19 protein-coding genes are annotated in these 19,144 nt (G+C 68.2%); 11 read left to right on the top strand and 8 right to left on the bottom strand.

Going from position 1 to position 19,144, the window contains the following annotated elements; all coding sequences use genetic code 11:
* Window positions 1-107: 107 nt before the first annotated feature.
* Window positions 108-1,226: a DNA polymerase IV gene (dinB, locus tag ASD86_RS08710; protein ID WP_255357279.1), complete on the top strand. Its 1,119-nt coding sequence runs from the start codon at window positions 108-110 to the stop codon at window positions 1,224-1,226.
* Between the two features lie 160 nt (window positions 1,227-1,386).
* Here the strand turns inward: dinB and ASD86_RS08705 are convergent, their stop codons facing one another.
* The gene (locus ASD86_RS08705) at window positions 1,387-1,923 is read right to left on the bottom strand and encodes a GNAT family N-acetyltransferase (RefSeq protein WP_056109493.1); all 537 of its coding nucleotides are present in this window, start codon (window positions 1,921-1,923) and stop codon (window positions 1,387-1,389) included.
* Window positions 1,924-2,219: 296 nt separating this feature from the next.
* On the opposite strand from ASD86_RS08705, the gene ASD86_RS08700 reads away from it, so the two are divergent.
* From ASD86_RS08700 to ASD86_RS08680, 5 genes are all read left to right on the top strand, one after another.
* Window positions 2,220-2,885: a response regulator transcription factor gene (locus ASD86_RS08700; protein ID WP_056109491.1), complete on the top strand. Its 666-nt coding sequence runs from the start codon at window positions 2,220-2,222 to the stop codon at window positions 2,883-2,885.
* Entirely contained in the window at window positions 2,882-4,426 is a 1,545-nt protein-coding gene (locus ASD86_RS08695) for an ATP-binding protein (RefSeq protein WP_056109488.1), read from the top strand. The genes ASD86_RS08700 and ASD86_RS08695 overlap by 4 nt, the downstream gene beginning before the upstream one ends.
* A gap of 309 nt (window positions 4,427-4,735) precedes the next feature.
* On the top strand, window positions 4,736-5,335 hold the full coding sequence (locus ASD86_RS08690; protein WP_157476345.1) for a hypothetical protein: 600 nt from the start codon (window positions 4,736-4,738) through the stop codon (window positions 5,333-5,335).
* A gap of 38 nt (window positions 5,336-5,373) precedes the next feature.
* The gene (locus tag ASD86_RS08685) at window positions 5,374-6,618 is read left to right on the top strand and encodes an NIPSNAP family protein (protein ID WP_056109486.1); all 1,245 of its coding nucleotides are present in this window, start codon (window positions 5,374-5,376) and stop codon (window positions 6,616-6,618) included.
* Window positions 6,619-6,727: 109 nt separating this feature from the next.
* The gene (locus tag ASD86_RS08680) at window positions 6,728-7,426 is read left to right on the top strand and encodes a YafY family protein (protein WP_056109484.1); all 699 of its coding nucleotides are present in this window, start codon (window positions 6,728-6,730) and stop codon (window positions 7,424-7,426) included.
* 91 nt (window positions 7,427-7,517) lie between these two features.
* On the opposite strand, the gene sigJ is transcribed toward ASD86_RS08680, so the two are convergent.
* From sigJ to ASD86_RS08660, 4 genes are all read right to left on the bottom strand, one after another.
* The gene (gene sigJ, locus ASD86_RS08675) at window positions 7,518-8,405 is read right to left on the bottom strand and encodes an RNA polymerase sigma factor SigJ (protein WP_056109482.1); all 888 of its coding nucleotides are present in this window, start codon (window positions 8,403-8,405) and stop codon (window positions 7,518-7,520) included.
* Window positions 8,406-8,617: 212 nt separating this feature from the next.
* Entirely contained in the window at window positions 8,618-9,061 is a 444-nt protein-coding gene (locus ASD86_RS08670; protein ID WP_056109480.1) for a carboxymuconolactone decarboxylase family protein, read from the bottom strand.
* A 150-nt stretch (window positions 9,062-9,211) separates the two neighbouring features.
* Window positions 9,212-9,853 (bottom strand): response regulator transcription factor, encoded by a 642-nt coding sequence (locus tag ASD86_RS08665; RefSeq protein WP_056109478.1) that lies wholly within the window; start codon window positions 9,851-9,853, stop codon window positions 9,212-9,214.
* Window positions 9,850-10,986, bottom strand: a complete 1,137-nt coding sequence (locus tag ASD86_RS08660) for a histidine kinase (protein ID WP_056109476.1) — start codon at window positions 10,984-10,986, stop codon at window positions 9,850-9,852. Before ASD86_RS08660 ends, ASD86_RS08665 begins: the two co-directional genes overlap by 4 nt.
* A 161-nt stretch (window positions 10,987-11,147) precedes the next feature.
* On the opposite strand from ASD86_RS08660, the gene ASD86_RS08655 reads away from it, so the two are divergent.
* The 4 genes from ASD86_RS08655 to ASD86_RS08640 all read left to right on the top strand — a co-directional run bounded on the left by ASD86_RS08655 (window position 11,148) and on the right by ASD86_RS08640 (window position 15,955).
* A complete protein-coding gene (locus tag ASD86_RS08655; RefSeq protein WP_056109474.1) occupies window positions 11,148-11,894 on the top strand; it encodes a hypothetical protein in 747 nt (248 codons plus the stop codon).
* 136 nt (window positions 11,895-12,030) lie between these two features.
* Entirely contained in the window at window positions 12,031-13,407 is a 1,377-nt protein-coding gene (locus ASD86_RS08650; protein ID WP_056109472.1) for an alpha/beta hydrolase, read from the top strand.
* Between the two features lie 387 nt (window positions 13,408-13,794).
* Window positions 13,795-15,183, top strand: coding sequence for an FAD/NAD(P)-binding protein (locus ASD86_RS08645; RefSeq protein WP_056109470.1), 1,389 nt, complete (start codon window positions 13,795-13,797; stop codon window positions 15,181-15,183).
* A 136-nt stretch (window positions 15,184-15,319) separates the two neighbouring features.
* Window positions 15,320-15,955 carry a DUF6622 family protein gene (locus ASD86_RS08640; protein ID WP_343123606.1) on the top strand — a complete coding sequence of 212 codons (636 nt, stop codon included), beginning with the start codon at window positions 15,320-15,322 and terminating at the stop codon, window positions 15,953-15,955.
* A gap of 234 nt (window positions 15,956-16,189) precedes the next feature.
* On the opposite strand, the gene ASD86_RS08635 is transcribed toward ASD86_RS08640, so the two are convergent.
* Complete coding sequence (locus ASD86_RS08635) at window positions 16,190-16,807, bottom strand: DUF4291 domain-containing protein (RefSeq protein ID WP_056110641.1); 618 nt, start codon at window positions 16,805-16,807, stop codon at window positions 16,190-16,192.
* Window positions 16,808-17,018: 211 nt separating this feature from the next.
* Complete coding sequence (gene phhA / locus ASD86_RS08630; RefSeq protein ID WP_056109466.1) at window positions 17,019-17,912, bottom strand: phenylalanine 4-monooxygenase; 894 nt, start codon at window positions 17,910-17,912, stop codon at window positions 17,019-17,021.
* A 144-nt stretch (window positions 17,913-18,056) separates the two neighbouring features.
* Between phhA and ASD86_RS08625 the strand changes: the two genes are divergently transcribed.
* Window positions 18,057-18,533, top strand: a complete 477-nt coding sequence (locus ASD86_RS08625) for an Lrp/AsnC family transcriptional regulator (RefSeq protein WP_046658593.1) — start codon at window positions 18,057-18,059, stop codon at window positions 18,531-18,533.
* 19 nt (window positions 18,534-18,552) lie between these two features.
* Here ASD86_RS08625 and ASD86_RS08620 read toward each other — a convergent pair whose 3' ends face one another.
* The gene (locus tag ASD86_RS08620; protein WP_056109464.1) at window positions 18,553-19,131 is read right to left on the bottom strand and encodes a cytochrome c oxidase assembly factor Coa1 family protein; all 579 of its coding nucleotides are present in this window, start codon (window positions 19,129-19,131) and stop codon (window positions 18,553-18,555) included.
* Window positions 19,132-19,144: the final 13 nt, after the last annotated feature.

Raw genomic sequence — 19,144 nt, 5'->3', positions numbered from 1 at the left:
CGCGATCGAGGCGACATGACCGCACCCGGCGCGAATCCACCCGCGCCGGCAACGGCCGCCGCGCGGCCAGGCGCTACCATGCACGCACCCGAGCTTTCACCGATCGTGTGCCCGAGTCCGCGTCCCGCCGCAAGATCCTGCATGTCGACATGGACGCGTTCTACGCGTCGGTGGAGCAACGCGATGCGCCCGAACTGCGCGGCCAGCCGGTGGTGGTGGCGTGGCGCGGCGCGCGCTCGGTGGTGTGCGCGGCCAGTTACGAGGCGCGCAAGTTCGGCGTGCGTTCGGCGATGCCGGCGGTGCGCGCCGAACGGCTGTGTCCGCACGCGGTGTTCGTGCCGCCGGACTTCGTGCGCTACAAGGCGGTCTCGCGCCAGGTGCGCGAAATCTTCGCCCGCCACACCGACCTGATCGAGCCATTGTCGCTGGACGAAGCCTACCTGGACGTCACCACGACCAAGACCGGGCTGCCGTCGGCGACCGCGACCGCCGAAGCGATCCGCGACGCGATCCGCGAGGAGACCCGGCTGACCGCGTCGGCCGGAGTGGCGCCGAACAAGTTCGTGGCCAAGATCGCCTCGGACTGGAACAAGCCCGATGGTCTGTTCGTGGTCAAGCCGCATCAGGTCGAAGCCTTCCTGGCGCCGCTGCCGGTCGGGCGTTTGCCCGGCGTGGGCAAGGTCATGGAGGCCAAGCTCGCCGAGCTGGGCGTGAGCGTGGTCAGCGACCTGCGCGCGCTCGGCGCGCTGGCGCTGGAGCAGCGCTTCGGCCGCTGGGGCCGGCGCCTGCACGAACTGGCGCACGGCATCGACGAGCACCCGGTCGAACCGGAGCGGCCGACCCTGCAGATTTCCTCGGAAGACACCTTCGAGCGGGATCTGCCGCTGGCGGAGGTCGAGGCCGACATCCGCCGCCTCGCCGGCAAGACCTGGGCCGGTTATCAGCGCGAATTGCAGCGCAACCCGGGGCGGATCGCGCGCACCGTGGTGCTCAAGCTCAAGACCTCGGACTTCCGCATCCTGACCCGCAGCCTGACCGCGCCGCACCCGCCGAGCGGCGAAGCCGAACTGGCCGACCTCGCCAGCGGCCTGCGCGCGCGCGTCGATCTGCCGGCGCAGACCTTGTACCGGTTGGTGGGCGTGGGCTTGTCGGGTTTCGTCGATGAAGACGAGGACGCGGCGATGTTGCAGACCGATCTGTTCGATGGCGATATCGACGATCAGTAACGCCAGACGCTGCAAATGCGGCCGAAAGCGACTGTAGGAGCGCCGCGAGTCGCGACCGCGAAACCACGCTTTCGTCGTCGCCGAGAGGCCGCGGTCGCGGTTCGCGCCGCTCCTGCAGGTAGATTGCGTGGCTACGCGGGAACATTAAAAACGCGATCGCTCACGCCTCGACGACGTCGCTCTCCATCCGCATCACATACCGCACCGCTTCGATCCGCACCGCGCGCAGCGGCGCGTCGAGTTCGCGCGCGGCCTCGCTCCACACCGGCGACTGGCATTGCAGGTTGAGGCAGCCGAAGCGCTGGGCGGCGTCGAGCGCATTGCGCAGCAGTTCGGTCTCCACGCCGCGATCGCGGCCGGCCGCGCGCAGGTAAGGCTCGTCCAGGTGCAGGCAGTAGGCACGTTCGAGCATCGAAAAGCCGGCGGTCGCGCTGGCGTAGCCGACCACCGCGCCGTCGATTTCGGCGATCCAGGCCCAGGCGCCGAACGGCGGCTCGAACAACACCTCCAGCAGTTCCAGCGGCTGCGCGCGCGGCGGGCCGTAGGGACGGCGCTCGAGCGCGCGGCTGCCGGCGTGCTCGTCGCACAGGGCGATCAGGATCGGCGCATCGGCGCGGACGACGGGACGCACCACCAGGCCGGGGGCGGGCAAGGGGTGGATGGCGGCGGTTTCGGATATGGCGAGCGGGGCATTCATCGCGGACGTCCGGGACAGGGGAGGAAGGAGAGGCGCTGCGGCGCACACGCGCCATGACCGGGTCGATCGCCGATACGGCCGCGCGCCGGCCACAGGCGTAGCATCGACGCCGCGGACCGATGGCGAGGCCCGGGCCGGCCGATTCGCGCCCGCGCGGCGGCGGCGGTGGGCAACGGTCATGGCGACGGGATGGGAGCGAGCATGCGGGCCATCGTGCGCGCCGGCCTTTAAGAAGTTTTTAATCGTGCGTGGGCATTGTGCAAACGACGATGCGACCAGGTGACGCAGTACCAGGTATGAACATTTTGTTGGTGGAAGACGACGCGATGCTGGCCGAAGCGGTGCGCGCGGGACTCACCCACGACGGTTGGTGCGTGGAGTGGGTCGCCGACGCGCCGTTGGCCAAGACCGCGCTGGTCGATCACAACTTCGATGCGGTGGTGCTCGACGTCGGCCTGCCCGGCGGCTCCGGCCTGGGCGTGCTGGCGACCCTGCGCAACCGCTACGACGCCACTCCGGTGTTGATCGTGACCGCGCGCGACAAGCTCAGCGAACGCATCGCCGGGCTCGATGCCGGCGCCGACGACTACATCGTCAAACCCTTTCAGCTCGACGAACTGTGCGCGCGTCTGCGCGCGGTGATGCGGCGCAGCCAGGGTCGGGTGTCGCCGGTGCTCAGCTGCGGCACCGTGGTGCTCGATCCGGCGCGGCGGCTGGTGACCCGCGACGGCGAGCCGGTCGCGCTCAGCGGCCATGAATTTCGCACCCTGATGCTGCTGCTCGAACGCCAGGGCCGGGTGGTCACGCGCGAGCAATTGGAAGAATCGGTGTACGGCAGCTCCGGCACGATCGAAAGCAACACCATCGCGGTGTACGTGCATCAGCTGCGGCGTAAACTCGGCGAGCAATTGATCGTGACCGTGCACGGTTACGGCTATCGCATCGGCGGAGTGTCGGCATGAGCGCGATCGGCGGCGGCGACACGCCGGCGAGCAACGACGCCGATACGCGCGCGCCTTCGGCGAGCGAACACGAGGAAAGCTGGCGCGCGCGCTGGTGCGAACTCGACGCGCGCCACCGCGCCTGGCACGAGCGCCACAATGCCCGTCACCACAGCTTCGACGGCGGCCGTTCGCTGCGCTGGACCCTGACCTGGGTGCTGCTCAAGACCGTGTTGCTGGCATGGTTTGTATGGCTGGCCTGCCAGGTGTGGCAGCTCAGCCGCGAACATTCCGGGATGCTCGACAACTCACTGCGCGAGATCGCCGAACAAGTGCTCGCGTCGATGCCCGAAGGATTGGAGCGGCTGCCCTCGCGCGACCCCAAGCGCGCCACCGTGCCGGTCTCGGCCGATCAGAAAATGAGCTTTCAGGTCTGGGCGCAGGGTCGCAACGTGGTGTATTCCGCGGCGGCGCCGCTGCAGCCGTTGAACCCCGCGTTCAAGGACGGCTTCGCCCGGCGTATGATCGATGGCGAGCGTTGGCAGGTGTATACGCTCAGCGATGCGCGCCGCGGCCTGATCGTGCAGGTCGGCCGCACCAAGCGCATGGCGATCAAGGAGCTGCAGGGCTGGATCGTCGGCAGCCTGCTCGCCGCGGCCTTGATCCTGGTGTTGTTCGGGCTGGCGACGTGGAAGGTGATCGGCATGTCGTTGCGGCCGATCACCGCCTTGCGCGACACCTTGAAGGGCCGCCCGCCGCTGGACCTCACGCCGTTGCCGACCCAGGCCCTGCCGGCCGAATTCCGGCCGCTGGTCGATGCGTTCAACGATCAGCTCGAACGCGTCGACGCCGCGGTCCAGCACGAGCGCCGCTTCATCTCCGACGCCGCGCACGAGTTGCGCACGCCGCTGGCGGTGCTCAGCACCCATGCCGAACTGGCGCTGCGCGCGACGACCTTGGAAGAGAAGAACGCCGCGTTGCTGCGGCTCAACGCTGGCGTGCAGCGCAGCGCGCGCTTGTCGGAGCAGTTGCTGGACCTGGCCCGGCTCGATGCCGGCGCGGAGACGGTGCGGCTGGCGCCGCTGGATCTGTCCGATCTGATCGTGCTGGTGATCCGCGATTTCGAAACCCTCGCGCGCGAACGTCGCCAGCGCATCAGCCTGCGCGCCGGTCCGGCGCGATTGCTAGGCGATGTCGATCAGCTCGGCATCCTGCTGCGCAACTTGATCGACAACGCGGTGCGTCATGCCGGCGCCGACGGCCAGGTCGCGGTGGCGTGCACGGCCGAAGCCGACGGCACGGTGGTGCTGCGCGTGGCCGACAACGGCATCGGCGTGGCGCCGGAGGATTGCGAGCGCATCTTCGACCGTTTCTATCGCGCGCCCGGCAGCCCCGAGGGCGGCAGCGGCATCGGTCTGTCGCTGGTGGCGCGGATCGCCCAGACCCATGGCGCGAAGATCGAATGCGGGCTGGGACTGGAGCGCGGGGCCGAGGACCCGCGCGGTCCGGGGCGCGGGTTTGAGGTGTGTGTGCGGTTTCCGGCTGCGCCGGTGGTGGCGTAGCGATCTGGCGCCAAAAGCGAATCCCCCTAACCTCCCTTTTGCAAAGGGACGGGACGGGACTGAACAGCAGAGTCCAAGCCCAACGGCCGGCGCTGCGCACCTGCACTGATTGAAAACAGATGAGCTGAGGCACCACCGCGACCCGTCCCTTTGGAAAAGGGGGGTTAGGGGGGATTCGCTTTTAGCCGCAAGCGCGACGTTGTCCCAACGTTGCGATTTCGCCTACCCATCCATCCCTACTGACAACAAGCTGGCAGCAGCCCCCGCCCACCATGCCTGCGTGCAATCGGCACGGTGGGGGAGCGCGCGATGGACCGGCAACGACGAACAATCCTGCAATTGAGCGCCGGCGCGCCCATCGCCGCCCTGGCCTCGCGCCTGCACGCCGCGGCGCCGATCCCGGCCGCCGCCGGCCAAGCCGCCGCTGATGCCAACCCCGCGGCCAGCGACGGCCGCCACGACTTCGATTTCTATTTCGGCCGCTGGAAAGTCCACAACCGCCGCCTGGCCAAGCGCCTGGCCGGCAGCAATGACTGGATCGAATTCGACGCCACGGACGAATGCCGGCCGGTGCTCGGCGGTCTGGGCAGCGTCGATCGCTACCTCACCGACTGGAACGGCGGCATCGAAGGCTTCGCCCTGCGCCTGTACCAGCCGCGGACCCGGCAGTGGCAGGTGTACTGGGCCAGCGACCGCGACGGCGTGCTCGAAGCGCCGTTGACCGGCGGCTTCCGCGACGGCGTCGGTGTGTTCGAAGGGCTGGAAGCGCACGACGGCGCGATGTTGCCCTCGCGCGCCACCTGGTCGCGGATCCAGGCCGACAGCGTGCACTGGGAGCAGGCGTTGTCGCCCGACGGCGGCCGCAGTTGGGAAACCAACTGGGTCATGCAGATGACCCGGATCGCATGAGCCACCCCGACCCACCGCATCGCCACGAGACCGACGCCATGAACGACCCCAGCGCGCGCCACGACGGCCGCCACGATTTCGATTTCCTGCACGGCCGCTGGCAAGTGCACAACGAACGCCTGACCCAGCGTCTGGCGGGCTCGGACGACTGGGAGATTTTCCCCGCGCAGCAGACCTGCGAGCCGGTGCTCGGCGGCCTGGGCAACGTCGACGCCTTCCTCAGCGACTGGAACCGGCCCGGCGCGCACGACACCTTCCAGGGCATGACCTTGCGTCTGTTCAATATCGAACAGCGGCAGTGGAGCATCTGGTGGGCCGGCAATCACGACGGCGTGCTCGAACCGCCGGTCCGCGGCGGTTTCGAGCGCGACAACGGCGCTTTGCGCGGGGTATTCAGCGGCGAACTGGAACACGAGGGGCGCCCGGTGATGGCGCGCTTCGTCTGGAGCGACATCAGCGCCAACACCGCGCACTGGCATCAGGAGTTCTCCGCCGATGGCGGCAACAGTTGGGAAACCAACTGGCATATGTGGATGCGTCGCAGCGACGAACACGGCCGCCTGCTGCATGAGGACGCGGTGATCGAACTGCGTCAGTACCGCATGCAACCGGGCCGTCGCGACGACCTGATCGAGTTGTTCGAAAATCAATTCATCGAATCGCAGGAAGCGGTCGGCATGCACGTCATTGGCCAGTTTCGCGATCTCGACCACGACGACCGCTACACCTGGGTGCGCGGGTTTCCGAATCAGGCGTTGCGCGCTGCGTCGTTGAGTGCGTTCTACTTCGGGCCGACCTGGAAGCGTCATCGCGACGCGGCCAATGCAACCTTGCTCGACAACGACGATGTGCTGATGCTCAAGCCTGCATGGTCGGGCGCGGGATTCGCGGCCGCGGCGCGGGCGCGCGAACCGCTCGGCAGCCGCGCGCCGTCCGATGCGGTGGTCACGATCGGCATCTGCGCCTTGAATGCGTCGGCGCAGGACGGGTTCACCGAGGTGTTCCGCCAGCGTTTCGCCCCGTTGCTGAGCGAACACGGCGCACGCTTGCACGGTGTGTACGTGACCGATCCCTCGCCGAACGGATTCGCGCGCCTGCCGGTGCGCGAGGGCGAGTCGGTGCTGGTGTGGTTCGCCGGTCACGCCGATGCCGATGGCATCGCGCGCGTGCAGGCCGATCCGCGTTGGCGCGCGCTGCTCGCCGACGCCTTGCTCGGCGATCTCAAGCAGGCGCCGCAATGGCTGCGTCTGTCGCCGACCGCGCGTTCGGAGTTGCGCGGATGAGCGCGCGGCGGGTGTTGCGACGCTCCGCGCGCCGTAACGGGGCCGCGATGGACTGGGACGAGCGCACGACAGCGCTTGAGCCGGCGCGCGCGGCGCGGGATCATGCCGCATGCGCCGCGCCGACCGACTGTTCCTGCTGATCCATGCCTTGCGCGGCCGCCGCCATGCGATCACCGCCCAGCAGTTGGCGCAGACCCTGGAAGTGTCGCTGCGCACGATCTACCGCGACGTCGCCGACCTGCAACGCTCCGGCGTGCCGATCGAAGGCGAGGCCGGGGTCGGTTATCTGCTGCGCAAGGGCGCGGACATCCCGCCGCTGATGTTCAGTCCCGACGAGCTCGAAGCCCTGGTGGTCGGCAGCCGTTTCGTGCGCGCCTTCGGCGGCGAGCGCCTGGGCCGCGGCGCGACCGCGGCCCTGCTGAAGATCGAAGCGGTGCTGCCGCCGGAGCTGCGCGCGCGCAGCGAACGCACGCGGATCTTCGCGCCGCAACTGGACAACCGGATCGAATCCAGCGGTCTGATCGATGCGTTGCACGGCGCGGTGCTGGAGCAACGCGTACTGCGATTGCTGTACCGCGACGGCGAAGCGCGAGCGAGCGAACGCGACATCGAACCGCTGTGCCTGTCGTTCTGGGGCGGCAGCTGGACCCTGGGCGCATGGTGCCGACTGCGCGATGACTTCCGCAGCTTCCGTCCCGATCGCATCGTCGAGTACGCCGCGACCGGCGAGGCGTTCGTCGAAACCCGCGAGCGCGGTTTACACGGGTATTTGCGTTCGGTGGGGGCACAGGGGTTGGACGCGGGGTAAGTCGAGGTGTGCGGCAGGGTGCGATCCACGATGTCGTTACCAGCCAGCAATCGATGCGGTCGCCTTTATCGCCATCGCCAACCGCCCACACTCACCGAATCGCCACCGCCTCCAGCCGCGCCAGCTTATCGGGATTGCGCATGATGAAGATGTCGCGCAAGCGGTCGTCCTCGTCATAACCGAAGCTCACCGCCGCCTCGATGCGGCCGGCGCGTTCCAGGATCACCCCGCGCGAGCCGTTGAGGTCGACGAAGGTCCAGCGGTCGTCGCGGCAAGCCGGATGCAGCACCTGCTCGATGAAACCCAGCACCGCGTCGCGGCCGTGCAGCGCCTGCGCCACCGCGGTGACCTTGCCGCCGCCGTCGGCGCGCAGGCTGATCTGTTCCGACAGCAGCGCCGCCAACGGCGCGGTGCGGCCCTCGCTGAGCGCGGTTTCGAACGCGGCCAGCAATTGATCCTGCTGCTCGGCCGGAGTGACGTGGCGGACCTTGGCCTGTTCGACATGGCCGCGCGCGCGTTGCACCAGCTTGCGGCAGGCCGCTTCCTCGATGTCGAGGATGCGCGCCACGTCCGGATAAGGCTGATCGAAGATCTCGTGCAGCAGATAGGCCGCGCGTTCCTTCGGGGTGAGCCGTTCGAGCAGCAACAGGAACGCGGTCGACAGCGAGGAGGCGAGCGACAGTTGCTGCTCGGGTTGGCCGGTGGCCTCGGTGTGGATCGGCTCGGGCAGCCACGAGCCGACGTAGTCGACACGGGTGCGGTGCGACGAGCGCAGCAGGTCGATGCAGCGGCGGGTGCAGGCGGTGGTCAGCCAGGCGCCGGGGTTGTCGATGCTGCCGCGCTCAGTGGCCTGCCACTTCAGGAACGTGTCCTGCACCGCGTCCTCGGCGTCGGCGCGCGAGCCGAGGATGCGATAGGCCAGGCCGGTCAGCATCGGCGCGGATTGGGCGAACAGGCGGGCGTCGTCGGAGGCGGTCATGGTCGCTGCGGTGAAGAAGGCGGGGGAATGATAGGGCTTGCGGTGGTGCGGCTTTTGCGCGCGTGGTCGGTGTTGTGGCCGTTCGACGGGTTGATCGGATCGCTGCGTGCTGGATAGGGGATGAAGTCGCGCGGTGAGGTCGGGCCCTCACCCCGGCCCTCTCAGCTCTGCACTTCCTTCGGTCGCCGCGAGCGGGAGAGGGAGAGGAGCGATCAGTGTTTGGAGACCTGCAGGCGATTCCACAGGTTGATCATCATCACCACCGAGGTGATCGTGCCGATTTGTTTTTCGTCGTAATGCGCGCGCAGCTCGCCGCGCAGGTCGGCGTAATCGGCGGCCGCATCGATCGTGGTCAGCGCCTCGGCCCAGGCCAGGGCGGCGCGTTCGGCGGCGCTGAAATCCTCGACGTGGCGCCACACGATCAGGCGGTCCAGGCGGTCGTTGCTCTCGCCGTCGGCGCGCGCCTCGCGCAGGTGCATCTTGATGCAGTACGCGCAGCCGTTGATCTGCGAGGCGCGCAGCTGGATCAGGTGATAGATCGCGCGCGGCAGGTTGTTGGCCTCGATCGCGCCCTGGATCGCGGTATGGACCTTGCCCAGCTGGGTCAGGATCTCGGGGATTTCGCGTTCGTACTTGACCGCTTCGGTGTTGCTCATGGTGATGTCCTCTCGGGGTTGGGATTGCCTATACCCTGAGTGACGATCCAGCCCGCCGGCCCGTGACATGGCCGGCGAAAAAATTTGGCGGCGGCCCGATCCGGGCCCTCATGCGCCCCGGGCCATGCACCGGACCGGGCGGCCCGATCCTCAGATCACCCGCAAGGTGATCGCCTTCAACACCGCGCGCGTGCGATCGCGGGTATCGAGCTTTTCCAGGATCACCGACACGTAATTCTTGACCGTGCCCTCGGCCAGGAACATCGCCCGGGCGATTTCCTTGTTCGAATAGCCGCCGGCCATCAGCCGTAGCACCGACACTTCGCGCTCGGTGAACAGCGCGCGCGGCGCGTCGTCGGCGTGGTAGCGGTAGCGCGCGCGCACCGGTTCGGTGCTGACCGGCTGCAGCAGGGTTTCGCCGGCGGCGACCCGCGCGATCGCGTCGCGCAGGTCTTCGGGCGCGGCGTCCTTGAGCAGGAAACCCTGCGCGCCGGCCTCGGTCGCGCGCAGCAGCAAGTCGCTGTCATCGAAGGTGGTCAGCAGCAGCACCGGGGTGCGATCACCGCGGTCGCGCAGCTTCACCAGCGCCTCGATGCCGTCGAGGCCGGGCATGCGGATATCGCTGAGCACCACGTCGACCGGGGTGTCGATCAATTGATCGAGCAAGGCCTGGCCGTCGTCGGCTTCGAACGCGATGGTCAAGCCCAGGCGTTCGAGCAATGCGCGCAGGCCGGCGCGCACCAGCATCTGGTCGTCGGCCAGGGCCAGACGGATCGGGGCGGCAACCGTCATGCGGGGCTCGTGGCGGTGCGGGCGGTCAAGGGAAAACTCGCATCGATGCGCAGCCCGCCGCGCGGGCCGACCTCGATATCGGCGCGGCCGCCGGCTTCGGCGATGCGTTCGCGCAGGCCCGACAGACCGTTGCCTTCGCATAGTGCGCCACGCACCCGGCCGTCGTCTTCGATCCGCAGATGCAGCGCGGATGCATCGCGATCGATCCGCACCGTGACCCGCTCGGCCTCGGCGTGGCGCGCGCTGTTGGTCAGCGCCTCCTGCACCACCCGCAGCAGGGTTTCGGCCAGGGCCGGATCGGTCACCTGCACGTCGTCGGCGATCTCCAACTGCAACGTCGGCTTGGGAATCGGCGCGGCCAGCGCGCGCAGCGCGGTCGCCAGGTCCAGCCCGCGGGTGTCGCGCAGCGCCTGGACCACGCCGCGGATGTCGCCGAGCAGTTCGCCGGCCAGTTGCTGCGCGAGCAGCACCTCGCGGCGTTGCGCGAAGTCGTCTTCAGCGGCGAGCACGCGCAGGTTCAACATCATCGCGGTGAGCTTGTGCCCGGCCACGTCGTGCAGCTCGCGCGCCATGCGCAGGCGCTCGGCGTCGCGCGCGCTGTCGGCCAGCAGGGCGCGGGTCGCGAGCAGGTCGGCGTTGACCAGGGCGAGGCGATCGCGCGCCTGTTCGGCGCTGAGCGCGTAATGCGCGATCAGCGCGGAAAAGGATTGGAAGCCGGCGAAGATCAGGGTGATCACCACCGGCGCGGGGCTGCCGGCTTTCAGCAGTATCAGGTACAGCGCCAGATTGATCGCGATCGCCAGCGCGATCAGCACGCGCGGCGGATAGACCATGGCCAACTGCGCGATCAGGATCACCAGCAGCGCCGGCGCGGCGCCGCCGCGCGAGGCGAACAGGCACACGGTCAAGGCGCCGGCCGTTTCCAGCGCGAACAGCAAGGCCCGCCAGTGCGCCTTGCGTGCCTTGAACGCATCGTGGGCGAGAAAGCAGATCGCGAACACGACCATCGCCGTCCACAGCAGCGGCGAACCCTTGTCCTCGTTGAAACGCAGCGACAACGCCACCGCCAGCCAGGTCAGCACCGCGGGCAGGTTCATGGGTTGCAGCAGGGTCTGGCGCAGCAGCGAGGTCATGCCGGGCATGCTGCGGCGTGGCCATCGCGCTGGCAATGGTTCGCGCGCCGAAAGTGACTTCCGGCAGGTGCAGGTGGTGACCGCCGGGACCTGTCGCGGCGCTGCGTCCGGCCGAGCATGACCCCGCCCCGGCCCGATCCGCCGGGAACGGAGGGGACGAGATGGAATCGGCTTACGCAATCGTCAAATACCTGCACATCGCGATCGGCGCGGCGGCGCTGATCGGCTACTGGACGGCCGGTCTGGCGCGCAAGGGCAGTGTGTTGCATCGCCGCGCGGGGCAAGTGTTCCTGCTGGCGATGACCGGCATCGTGATCACCGCGGTGCCGATGACCTTGTATGCGCTGCACCGCGGCAATGCGAACACCGCCGCGTTCCTGGGTTATCTGATCGTGATCACCGCGACCGGCACCTGGACCAGTTGGCGCGCGATCGTCGACAAGCGCGACGTGCGCCGCTACACCGGCGCGGTGTTCACCGCGCTGGCCGCGCTGTCGATCGCATCGGGCGCGGCGATGCTGGCGCTGGGCACGAAGATCGGCGCGCCGCTGTTGATCGGTTTCTCCGCGGTCGGCCTGTATATCGGCTTCGACATGCTGCGCAAGCGGCGCCGGCGCGAGCAACTGGCGGCGCGTCCGCGCTGGTGGTTGGTCGAGCATTACACCGCGATGATCGGCAACGGCATCGCCGTGCATATCGCCTTCCTCGGCATCGGCCTGCCGCGTCTGCTGCCGATGGTCGACGGCGCGATGCTGCATTACCTGGCGTGGTTCGGCCCGCTGGTCACCGCGATCGGCGCCAAGCTGTGGGCCGATCGCCGCTGGGGCCGTGCGGCGACCGCCAAGCCGGCGCCCGACAACACCGTGCCGCGTCCGGAGGCGGCGCGCGTAAACACCGAGGTGGCGTAGACCCCGCACGCCCGGTGAAGCACATCCTGTGCGAAAGCGACAGTGGCGACGGTTGTGCCGATTACCGGGTCGAAGCTGCAACCGTTGCGGCGAAGATCGCATCACAAACGGCAATCCTCCCGTCACGGCCCACGACATGAACCGAATCATCGTTCGTCCCGCCTCATGGCTGACCGCGCCGCTGCTGGCCGGCGCGCTGTTCTGCGCGCACGCGGCCGAACCCGCCGCGACTACCGCCGCCAATGCGGCGACCGATCAGCGTTGCCATGTCGGCGCCTACCGGCTCGACGACGGCAGCGTGGTCGCGGTCACCCAGATGGAAAAACCCACGCAACTGCGCTGGCGCGCGTTCGACGGTCGCGTCGGCAAGCTGAGCTGGGAAAACGGCCGCTGGGTCGGCACCCGCGGCTGGACCGATCAACCCGATCCAGTCGCGGTCTCGTTCGGCGATTGCGCCGACCAAGGCATCCGTTACGACGGTCATGCCGGCACCAAGCTCAAGTACGACATCGTCGACACCAAGTTCGAAGGCAAGGGCGTGAGCCTACGCGGCCGCTTGGTACTGCCGCAGGGCAAGACCCAGGTGCCGGTGGTGGTGCTGGTGCATGGCTCGGAAAGCTATTCCGGCGTGGATTCGTATTTCCAGCAGTACATGTTCCCGGCCGAAGGCGTGGGCGTGTTCGTCTACGACAAGCGCGGCACTGGCGGTTCCACCGGCAAGTACTCGCAGAATTTCCACGACCTGGCCGATGACGCGTCTGCGGCCTTGCGTGAGGCGCAGCGCCTGGGCCGCAAGCGGATCGGCCGGATTGGCTTCCATGGCGGCAGTCAGGGCGGCTGGGTCGCGCCGCTGGCGGCGAGCAAGACGCCGCAGGCGAGCTTCGTGTTCGTCGGCTTCGGCCTGACCGACGGCGTGCTGGCCGAGGACCGCGATCAGGTAGTTCTGGATCTGCGCGCGGCCGGTTTCGGCGACGCCGAGACCTTGCGCAAGGCGCGCGAGGTCAGCGACGTCACCGGCCTGATCGCCTCGACCAGCGGCAAGCGCGGCTACGATCAACTCGATGCATTGCGCGCGAAGTACCAGGGCGAGCCGTGGTGGAAGGCGCTCAAGGGCGAGTACAGCGGCTTGATCGCGTCGCATACGCGCGAGGAAGCGCTGGCCGAGCTGGCCAAGTTCGATTTCGAAGTGAGCTGGGATTACGACCCGATGCCGGTGTTGCGCAGTTTGAAGACGCCGCAGCTGTGGATCGTCGGCGGCGACGATGTCGAGGCGCCGTCGGCGGATACGCAGAAGCGTTTGACCGCGCTGGGCGAAGCCGGCCGTCCGATCACTTCGGTGGTGTTTCCGCAGGCCGATCACGGCATCCTGGAATTCGTGAAGGACGCCAAGGGCGAGCGTCAGCACACCCGCATCGCGGAGGGGTATATCCGCATGCAGCTGGATTGGATCAAGCATGGGACGTTGAAGGGTTGGCCGTATGGGCAAGCCAGGCAGTTGGCGGGCCCGAAGTAAGTTTTGTTCGAGCGCTCGCCGGCTTTGCTCCCTCTCCCGCTTGCGGGAGAGGGCCGGGGTGAGGGCAAGCGCGAAGGCGCGATCGCAACGTTGCGCCCATGACACCCCTCACCCTAACCCTCTCCCGCCAGCGGGAGAGGGAACCGTTTGCGGCGATTGGATAAGGCGACGCGCTGCGTGATAAGCCATTCGCATGCGATGACCAATCACACGGAACCATCCAAACTCCAACCCCCGTTACAGTTTCACGTCATCCATCATGCCGATTGGTAATGACGAAGTTCCGCTTCGTTGGCGTCGCTTTACGAAGCGGTAACCCCGCCTTTACGCATGCACTCACGCGATCCACTAGAACGGTGACTCCCAATCGCGTCGCGGAGCCCAGTCATGCGGATCACCATCGTCGGAGCGGGTTTCAGCGGCAGCGCGCTCGCCAGCGAACTGGCGCGGCAAGCGGGGCCGGGCGTGGAGTTGTGTCTGGTCGGCGTGCCCGACAGTTACGGTCGCGGCGTCGCTTACGGCGAAGCGCGGCCCGAGCATCTGCTCAACGTGCGCGCCAGCGATCTCGGCGCGACGCCCGACCAGCCCGGCGGTTTCGCCGATTGGCTCAATCTGACCGATCGCGCGCGCGGCAGTTATCTGCCGCGTTTGTTGTACGGCGAATATCTGCATGCGCAGTTGCAGACCGCGGTCGCCGGCAGCACCGCGGGCTTCAGTCAGATCCGCCACGAAGCGATCGCGGTGGAACGCGCGTCGGCCGGGTTCCGCGTGCATCTGGCCGACGGCAGCGATTTCGTCAGCGACCGGGTGGTGCTCGCGGTCGGCGCGCTGCCGCCGCAGCCGCTGCCCGGGGTCGGGCCGCGGCTAGCGATTCATCCCAGTTACCTCGGCTGGCCGTGGCAGGACGGCGCGATCGATGCGATCGCGCCGGATGCGCGGCTACTGATCGTCGGCACCGGCCTGACCATGGCCGACGTGGTGGTGACCTTGCAGCGGCGCGGCCATCGCGGGCCGATCGTCGCGCTGTCGCGGCACGGCCTGTTGCCGCGCGCGCACGGCGAGTACCCGCCCGAAGCGATCGCGTTGCCGCCGGCGGTGCTGCAGGCGCTGGAGACGCACGCGCCGCGCGAACTGCTGCGCGCCTTGCGCACCCTGTCGCCGGTGGTCGCCGACTGGCGCAGCCTGATCGACGCGCTGCGGCCGCACCTGCAATCGTTCTGGCACGGCATGCCCACGCCGCAGCGCGCGAGTTTCCTGCGCCATCTGCGTTCGTACTGGGAGGTGGCGAGGCATCGGATCGCGCCGCAGCTGGCGCAGGAGTTGCAGGCGCTGCAAGACAGCGGCCAGTTGCAGATCCGCGCCGGCCGTCTGTTGCGCGCGCGCCGCGGCGACGACGCGGTCGAGGCGCTGATCCGCGAACGCGGCGGTAACACCCTGCGCAACGAGCGCTACGACTTGCTGATCCGCGCCACCGGGCTGGACACCGATGTCGAACGCAGCACCCATCCGCTGATCGCGCATCTGCGCGAATCGGGTCTGGTCGCGGCCGATCCGCTGGGCCTGGGCCTGAAGACCTCCGACCGCTTCGAAATCCTCGACGCCAAGGGCGGCGCGGTGCGCGGGCTGTTCGCGATCGGGCCGTTGCTGCGCGCGCAATTGTGGGAAATCACCGCGGTGCCCGAGCTGCGCAAGGCGGCGCGGGACCTGGCCACGCAGTTGCTGGCGACTTCGTCGGCGGCGCGCGCCGCGCCGCGGGAGCAGGTGGCGATCGCCTGATGCGACGGTTTGGATGCGGCGCGATCGGACGATAAGGCACCGATCGCGTCGTCTCGCGCGCTCGCACACACGGGCCGGCGCCCACTCGCGCCGGCCGCGAGTGACTTCCGGCAGGTCGAATCGGTGACCGCCGGGACTGGGGCGCGAACGACGCGCGAACGAGGATGGTCGACATACCGCAGCAGTCCTCGTCCACCGCGCCAGCGCCGGACGCGGACTTGCCGCCACCGTCGCCACGCTCCGCCGCCGAGATCCCGCCATGAACGCCATCCTGCAAGGAACCCCGATCTGGGTGTTTGCCCTGTTCTTCGTCCTGGTCTGGCTCGGCGCCAAGCGATTGCGGCCGCACACCACGCCGCTGGCGCGGGTGTGGACGGTGCCGGCGATCTTCATCGTCTGGGGCTTGTCGGGATTGGCCGCGCACGGCGGCGCGCCGATGCAGATCGCCGCGCATTGGCTGCTCGGCGCCCTCGTCGGCGCGGCGTTGGGCGCGTGGTCGCTGTCGCCCGAACGTCTACAGTTCGATCATCGCAACCGCCTGGTGCGTCAGCCCGGCAGCGCGCTGCCGTTGCTGCGCAACCTGGCGATCTTCTTCGGTCACTACGCCTTGCAGGTATTCGCCGCGACCCACCCGCACATGCGCGACAGCGCGATGGGCTGGGATCTATATGTGTCGGGGTTCAGCGCCGGCTTCTTCATCGGCTGGGCGCTGCGGTTTGTGATCGGGCTGCGGCGGGCGCCGCAGACGGATCTGGTGATTGGGGCCGCTTGAGGTTGCGTTATCGCTGGCCCGCCATGTGGGGTTCGCCCGTGTCGCAACGAACCGCGCCGACGATGACGTCGCCCCACCAGGTCTGCGGCTGCGCGACAGCGCAAACGTCAGCCCTGGAGTCGTTGCTCGGCAAAGACTTCAATGCGACGCATGTTCTGTTGAGAGGCGCGTGGGACCCCGACACGCGTAGCTCAGATCGCCGCGGTACTCACGATCAGACCCGCAATCGCGCCATCAAACCTCGACCGTCGCCGTATACGGCCGCTCCACCGGCAGCAGCGCCTTGGCTTCGTCCAGACGATCGGCCTCGACCAGCGCATGAATCCGATGCGCCAGCGGCGTCACCTCTTCGATCCGGCGAGTCCACTGGTCGGCATACAACGGCACCGCTTCGCCGCTGAGGCCGATCTGGATCGCGCGGTGTTGCAGCGCGCCCAGCCGCAAGCTGCGTTCGGGATCCCACTGGATGCGCACCGGTGTGGCGTCCTTGAAGCGCTTCCATTCCTGTGCGCTCATCGACGGATCCGGATGCGAGGGGCAGCTGTGGGCCAGCGCCCATTCGAAACCGGCGCGATCGAGGTCAATGGCGAGGATACGGCGCTGGTTGTCGTCTTTATAGCCCCAGCCGGCGCGGTACATCATCCACAGGAACGAGGGCTTGATCCAGGTCATGCGCGAGCGCGAGAACGGCGCGACGAAGCGGCCGTGGGCGAGCGCGGCATCGGCGATCTGATCGCAATACGCCTGGTAGACGCGGATCGTGGTGTCGTCGTGGACGGCGCGGATCTGGTGGTAGGGGATCTGCTGTTGGGGAGCCGCGGTGTCGCCGCGGGTGGAGGAGGCCGCACCCATGTGCGGGGTCTTGCTCGGGTTGTCGTCGTTCATTGCGCGGGAGTCTAGCGCGCACAAGCCGACTGTAGGAGCGGCGTCCTGCAGGATTTCCTTCGGTCACGAGCCGCGACCGCGAAACCGCAACTACGATGGCACTAACGGCGCAAGCGCGATGCCGCGGTCGCGGCTCGCGCCGCTCCTACAGTTTGGAACCGATCTGTTGGAACGAGGCTTAGACGTCGCCGTCCTGCAGCCAGCCTTCGCCGTTGCCGCGCTGGAAAACGGGGTCGGTCGCCAGCACGTCGCCGGCCGGGATCGAATCCTGGGTCGCCAAGCGCTGGTAGATCGGAGTGAAATCCGGCTCGGTCGCGCGCATCAGCTGTTCGAAGCTGTCGATGACGAAGTAGGTCTTCTGGAAGGTGTCGATGCGGTAGCGGGTGCGCATGACCCGCTCCAGATCGAAGCCGATCCGGTTCGGCGCCGGCGACTCCAGGCTGTGGATCGATTCGCTCTTGGACGAAACGATGCCGCTGCCGTAGATGCGCAGCCCGTCGGCCTGCTTGATCAGGCCGAATTCGACCGTGTACCAGTACAGCCGGGTCAGATGCACCAACGCTTCGGGGTCGATGGCGTGCGCCTTCACTCCGCCGCGGCCGTAGGCTTCCATGTAGTCGGCGAAGACCGGGTTCATCAGCAGCGGCACGTGGCCGAACAGGTCGTGGAACAAGTCCGGTTCGCTGAGGTAATCGATCTGCTCGGGCTTGCGGATCCACCAGGTCACCGGGAAACGGCGATTGGCCAGATGATCGAAGAAGGTCAGTTCGGGCAGCAGGCCCTCGACGCCGATCAGCTCCCAGCCGGTGTGCGCGCGCAGCACCCGGTTGAGGTCGTCGAACTTCGGAATGCGGTCGGGCGTCATCCGCATCGCGCGCTGCGCGGTCAGGAACTCGTCGCTGGCGCGGCCGACCAGCACCTGCTGCTGGCGCTCGAACAACTGCGCCCACACCGCATGGTCCGCGCTCGAATACGACGCCCACGGCTGTTCGACCACGGCGGTCGTATAGACCGGCACATAGCCCTTGTCGGTGAGTTGGTGTTCGACGCGTTGCGGGGTGGCGGGGTTCATGGCGGTGTCGCTCCTGGGCCCGGGCAGTGAATGGCCGGGGTCCATCGACTTTAACCGCGCTCAGGCGCAATTAGCTTGCGTTGTTGCGTGTCCTGGCCGGTCTGGCGCAAGATTGTTGCGTCAAATGCCGAAAGGGCGCTGCGAATGGCCACCGTCGAACTGGACCGTACCGATATCGTCGTGCTGGCCGAATTGCAGCGCAACGGCCGCCTGACCAACGCCGAGCTGGCCGAGCGCGTGCACCTGTCGGCCTCGGCCTGCCTGCGCCGGGTGCAGCGGCTGGAACGCGAGGGAGTGATCTCGGGCTACCGCGCCGAGGTCGACCCGGTGCGGCTGGACCTGGGCCTGCAGGCGTTCGTGCGGGTGCGCCTGGGCCGCCACGACAGCGAGGCGGTCGGCGCCTTCGCCGAGTTCGTCGAGACCTGGGACGAGGTGGTCGCGTGCTACGCGCTGACCGGCGACATGGACTATCTGCTGCAGATCGTGGTGCGCGACCTGGAGCATCTGTCGCGCTTCCTGCTCGACCGCCTGCTCAACCAGGCCGGCGGCGCCGATATCAATTCCAGCCTGGTGCTGCGCACGGTCAAGGCCTTCAAGGGCCTGCCGCTGCCGTCGCGCTGACGGCAGCGGCGGCGCCGGCTCAGCCTGCGTGGGCGCTGCGCTCGGGCACGGTTTCCGAGGGTTGTTCGTGCTCGGGCTTGGGCGCGTCGGCGGGTTCGGACTGTTCGACCGGCGGCTGGTCGATGTCGGGCGGAACTTCCAGGCGGTCTTGCGCGTTCTCGTCCGACTCGCCGGCACCGTCGAGCAGATCGATGCGATCGCCGCTGGCGTCGATCGCCAACTCGATCAGCGAATAGGTCCAGCGATCGGCCTCGCGTTCGCCCTTGATGTAGACGCGGGCGCTGCCTTTCGGGCCCTTGAGCGGTATCGACAAGTCGGCGTGGCCGCTGGAATTGTCGGTCTGCAGGGTGCCGTTGATCATCGCGCCCGGTTCCAGCGGCGTGCCGAGCGCGGCGACCGCGGCCGGATTGGCCTGCGCCAGCGAGATCGCGTGGCGGACCGGTTCGCTGGAGCCCATCAGGCTCGACACGCCCTTGATGCCGAGACCGATCAGGCCGAACAGCAACAGCCCGGCGAGCAGGATCAGGGTCAGGCAGCCGGTGGGCACGAACCATTTCCAGTTGCGACTCCACCAGCCGGGGTTGGGACGGTCGTTCATCGCGGACTCCTTG

This window comes from Lysobacter sp. Root690 (genome assembly GCF_001427785.1).
Taxonomy (GTDB): Bacteria; Pseudomonadota; Gammaproteobacteria; order Xanthomonadales; family Xanthomonadaceae; genus Lysobacter.
Note: the sequence above shows the minus strand (reverse complement) of the source record. Positions and strands in the feature narration are given on the sequence as shown.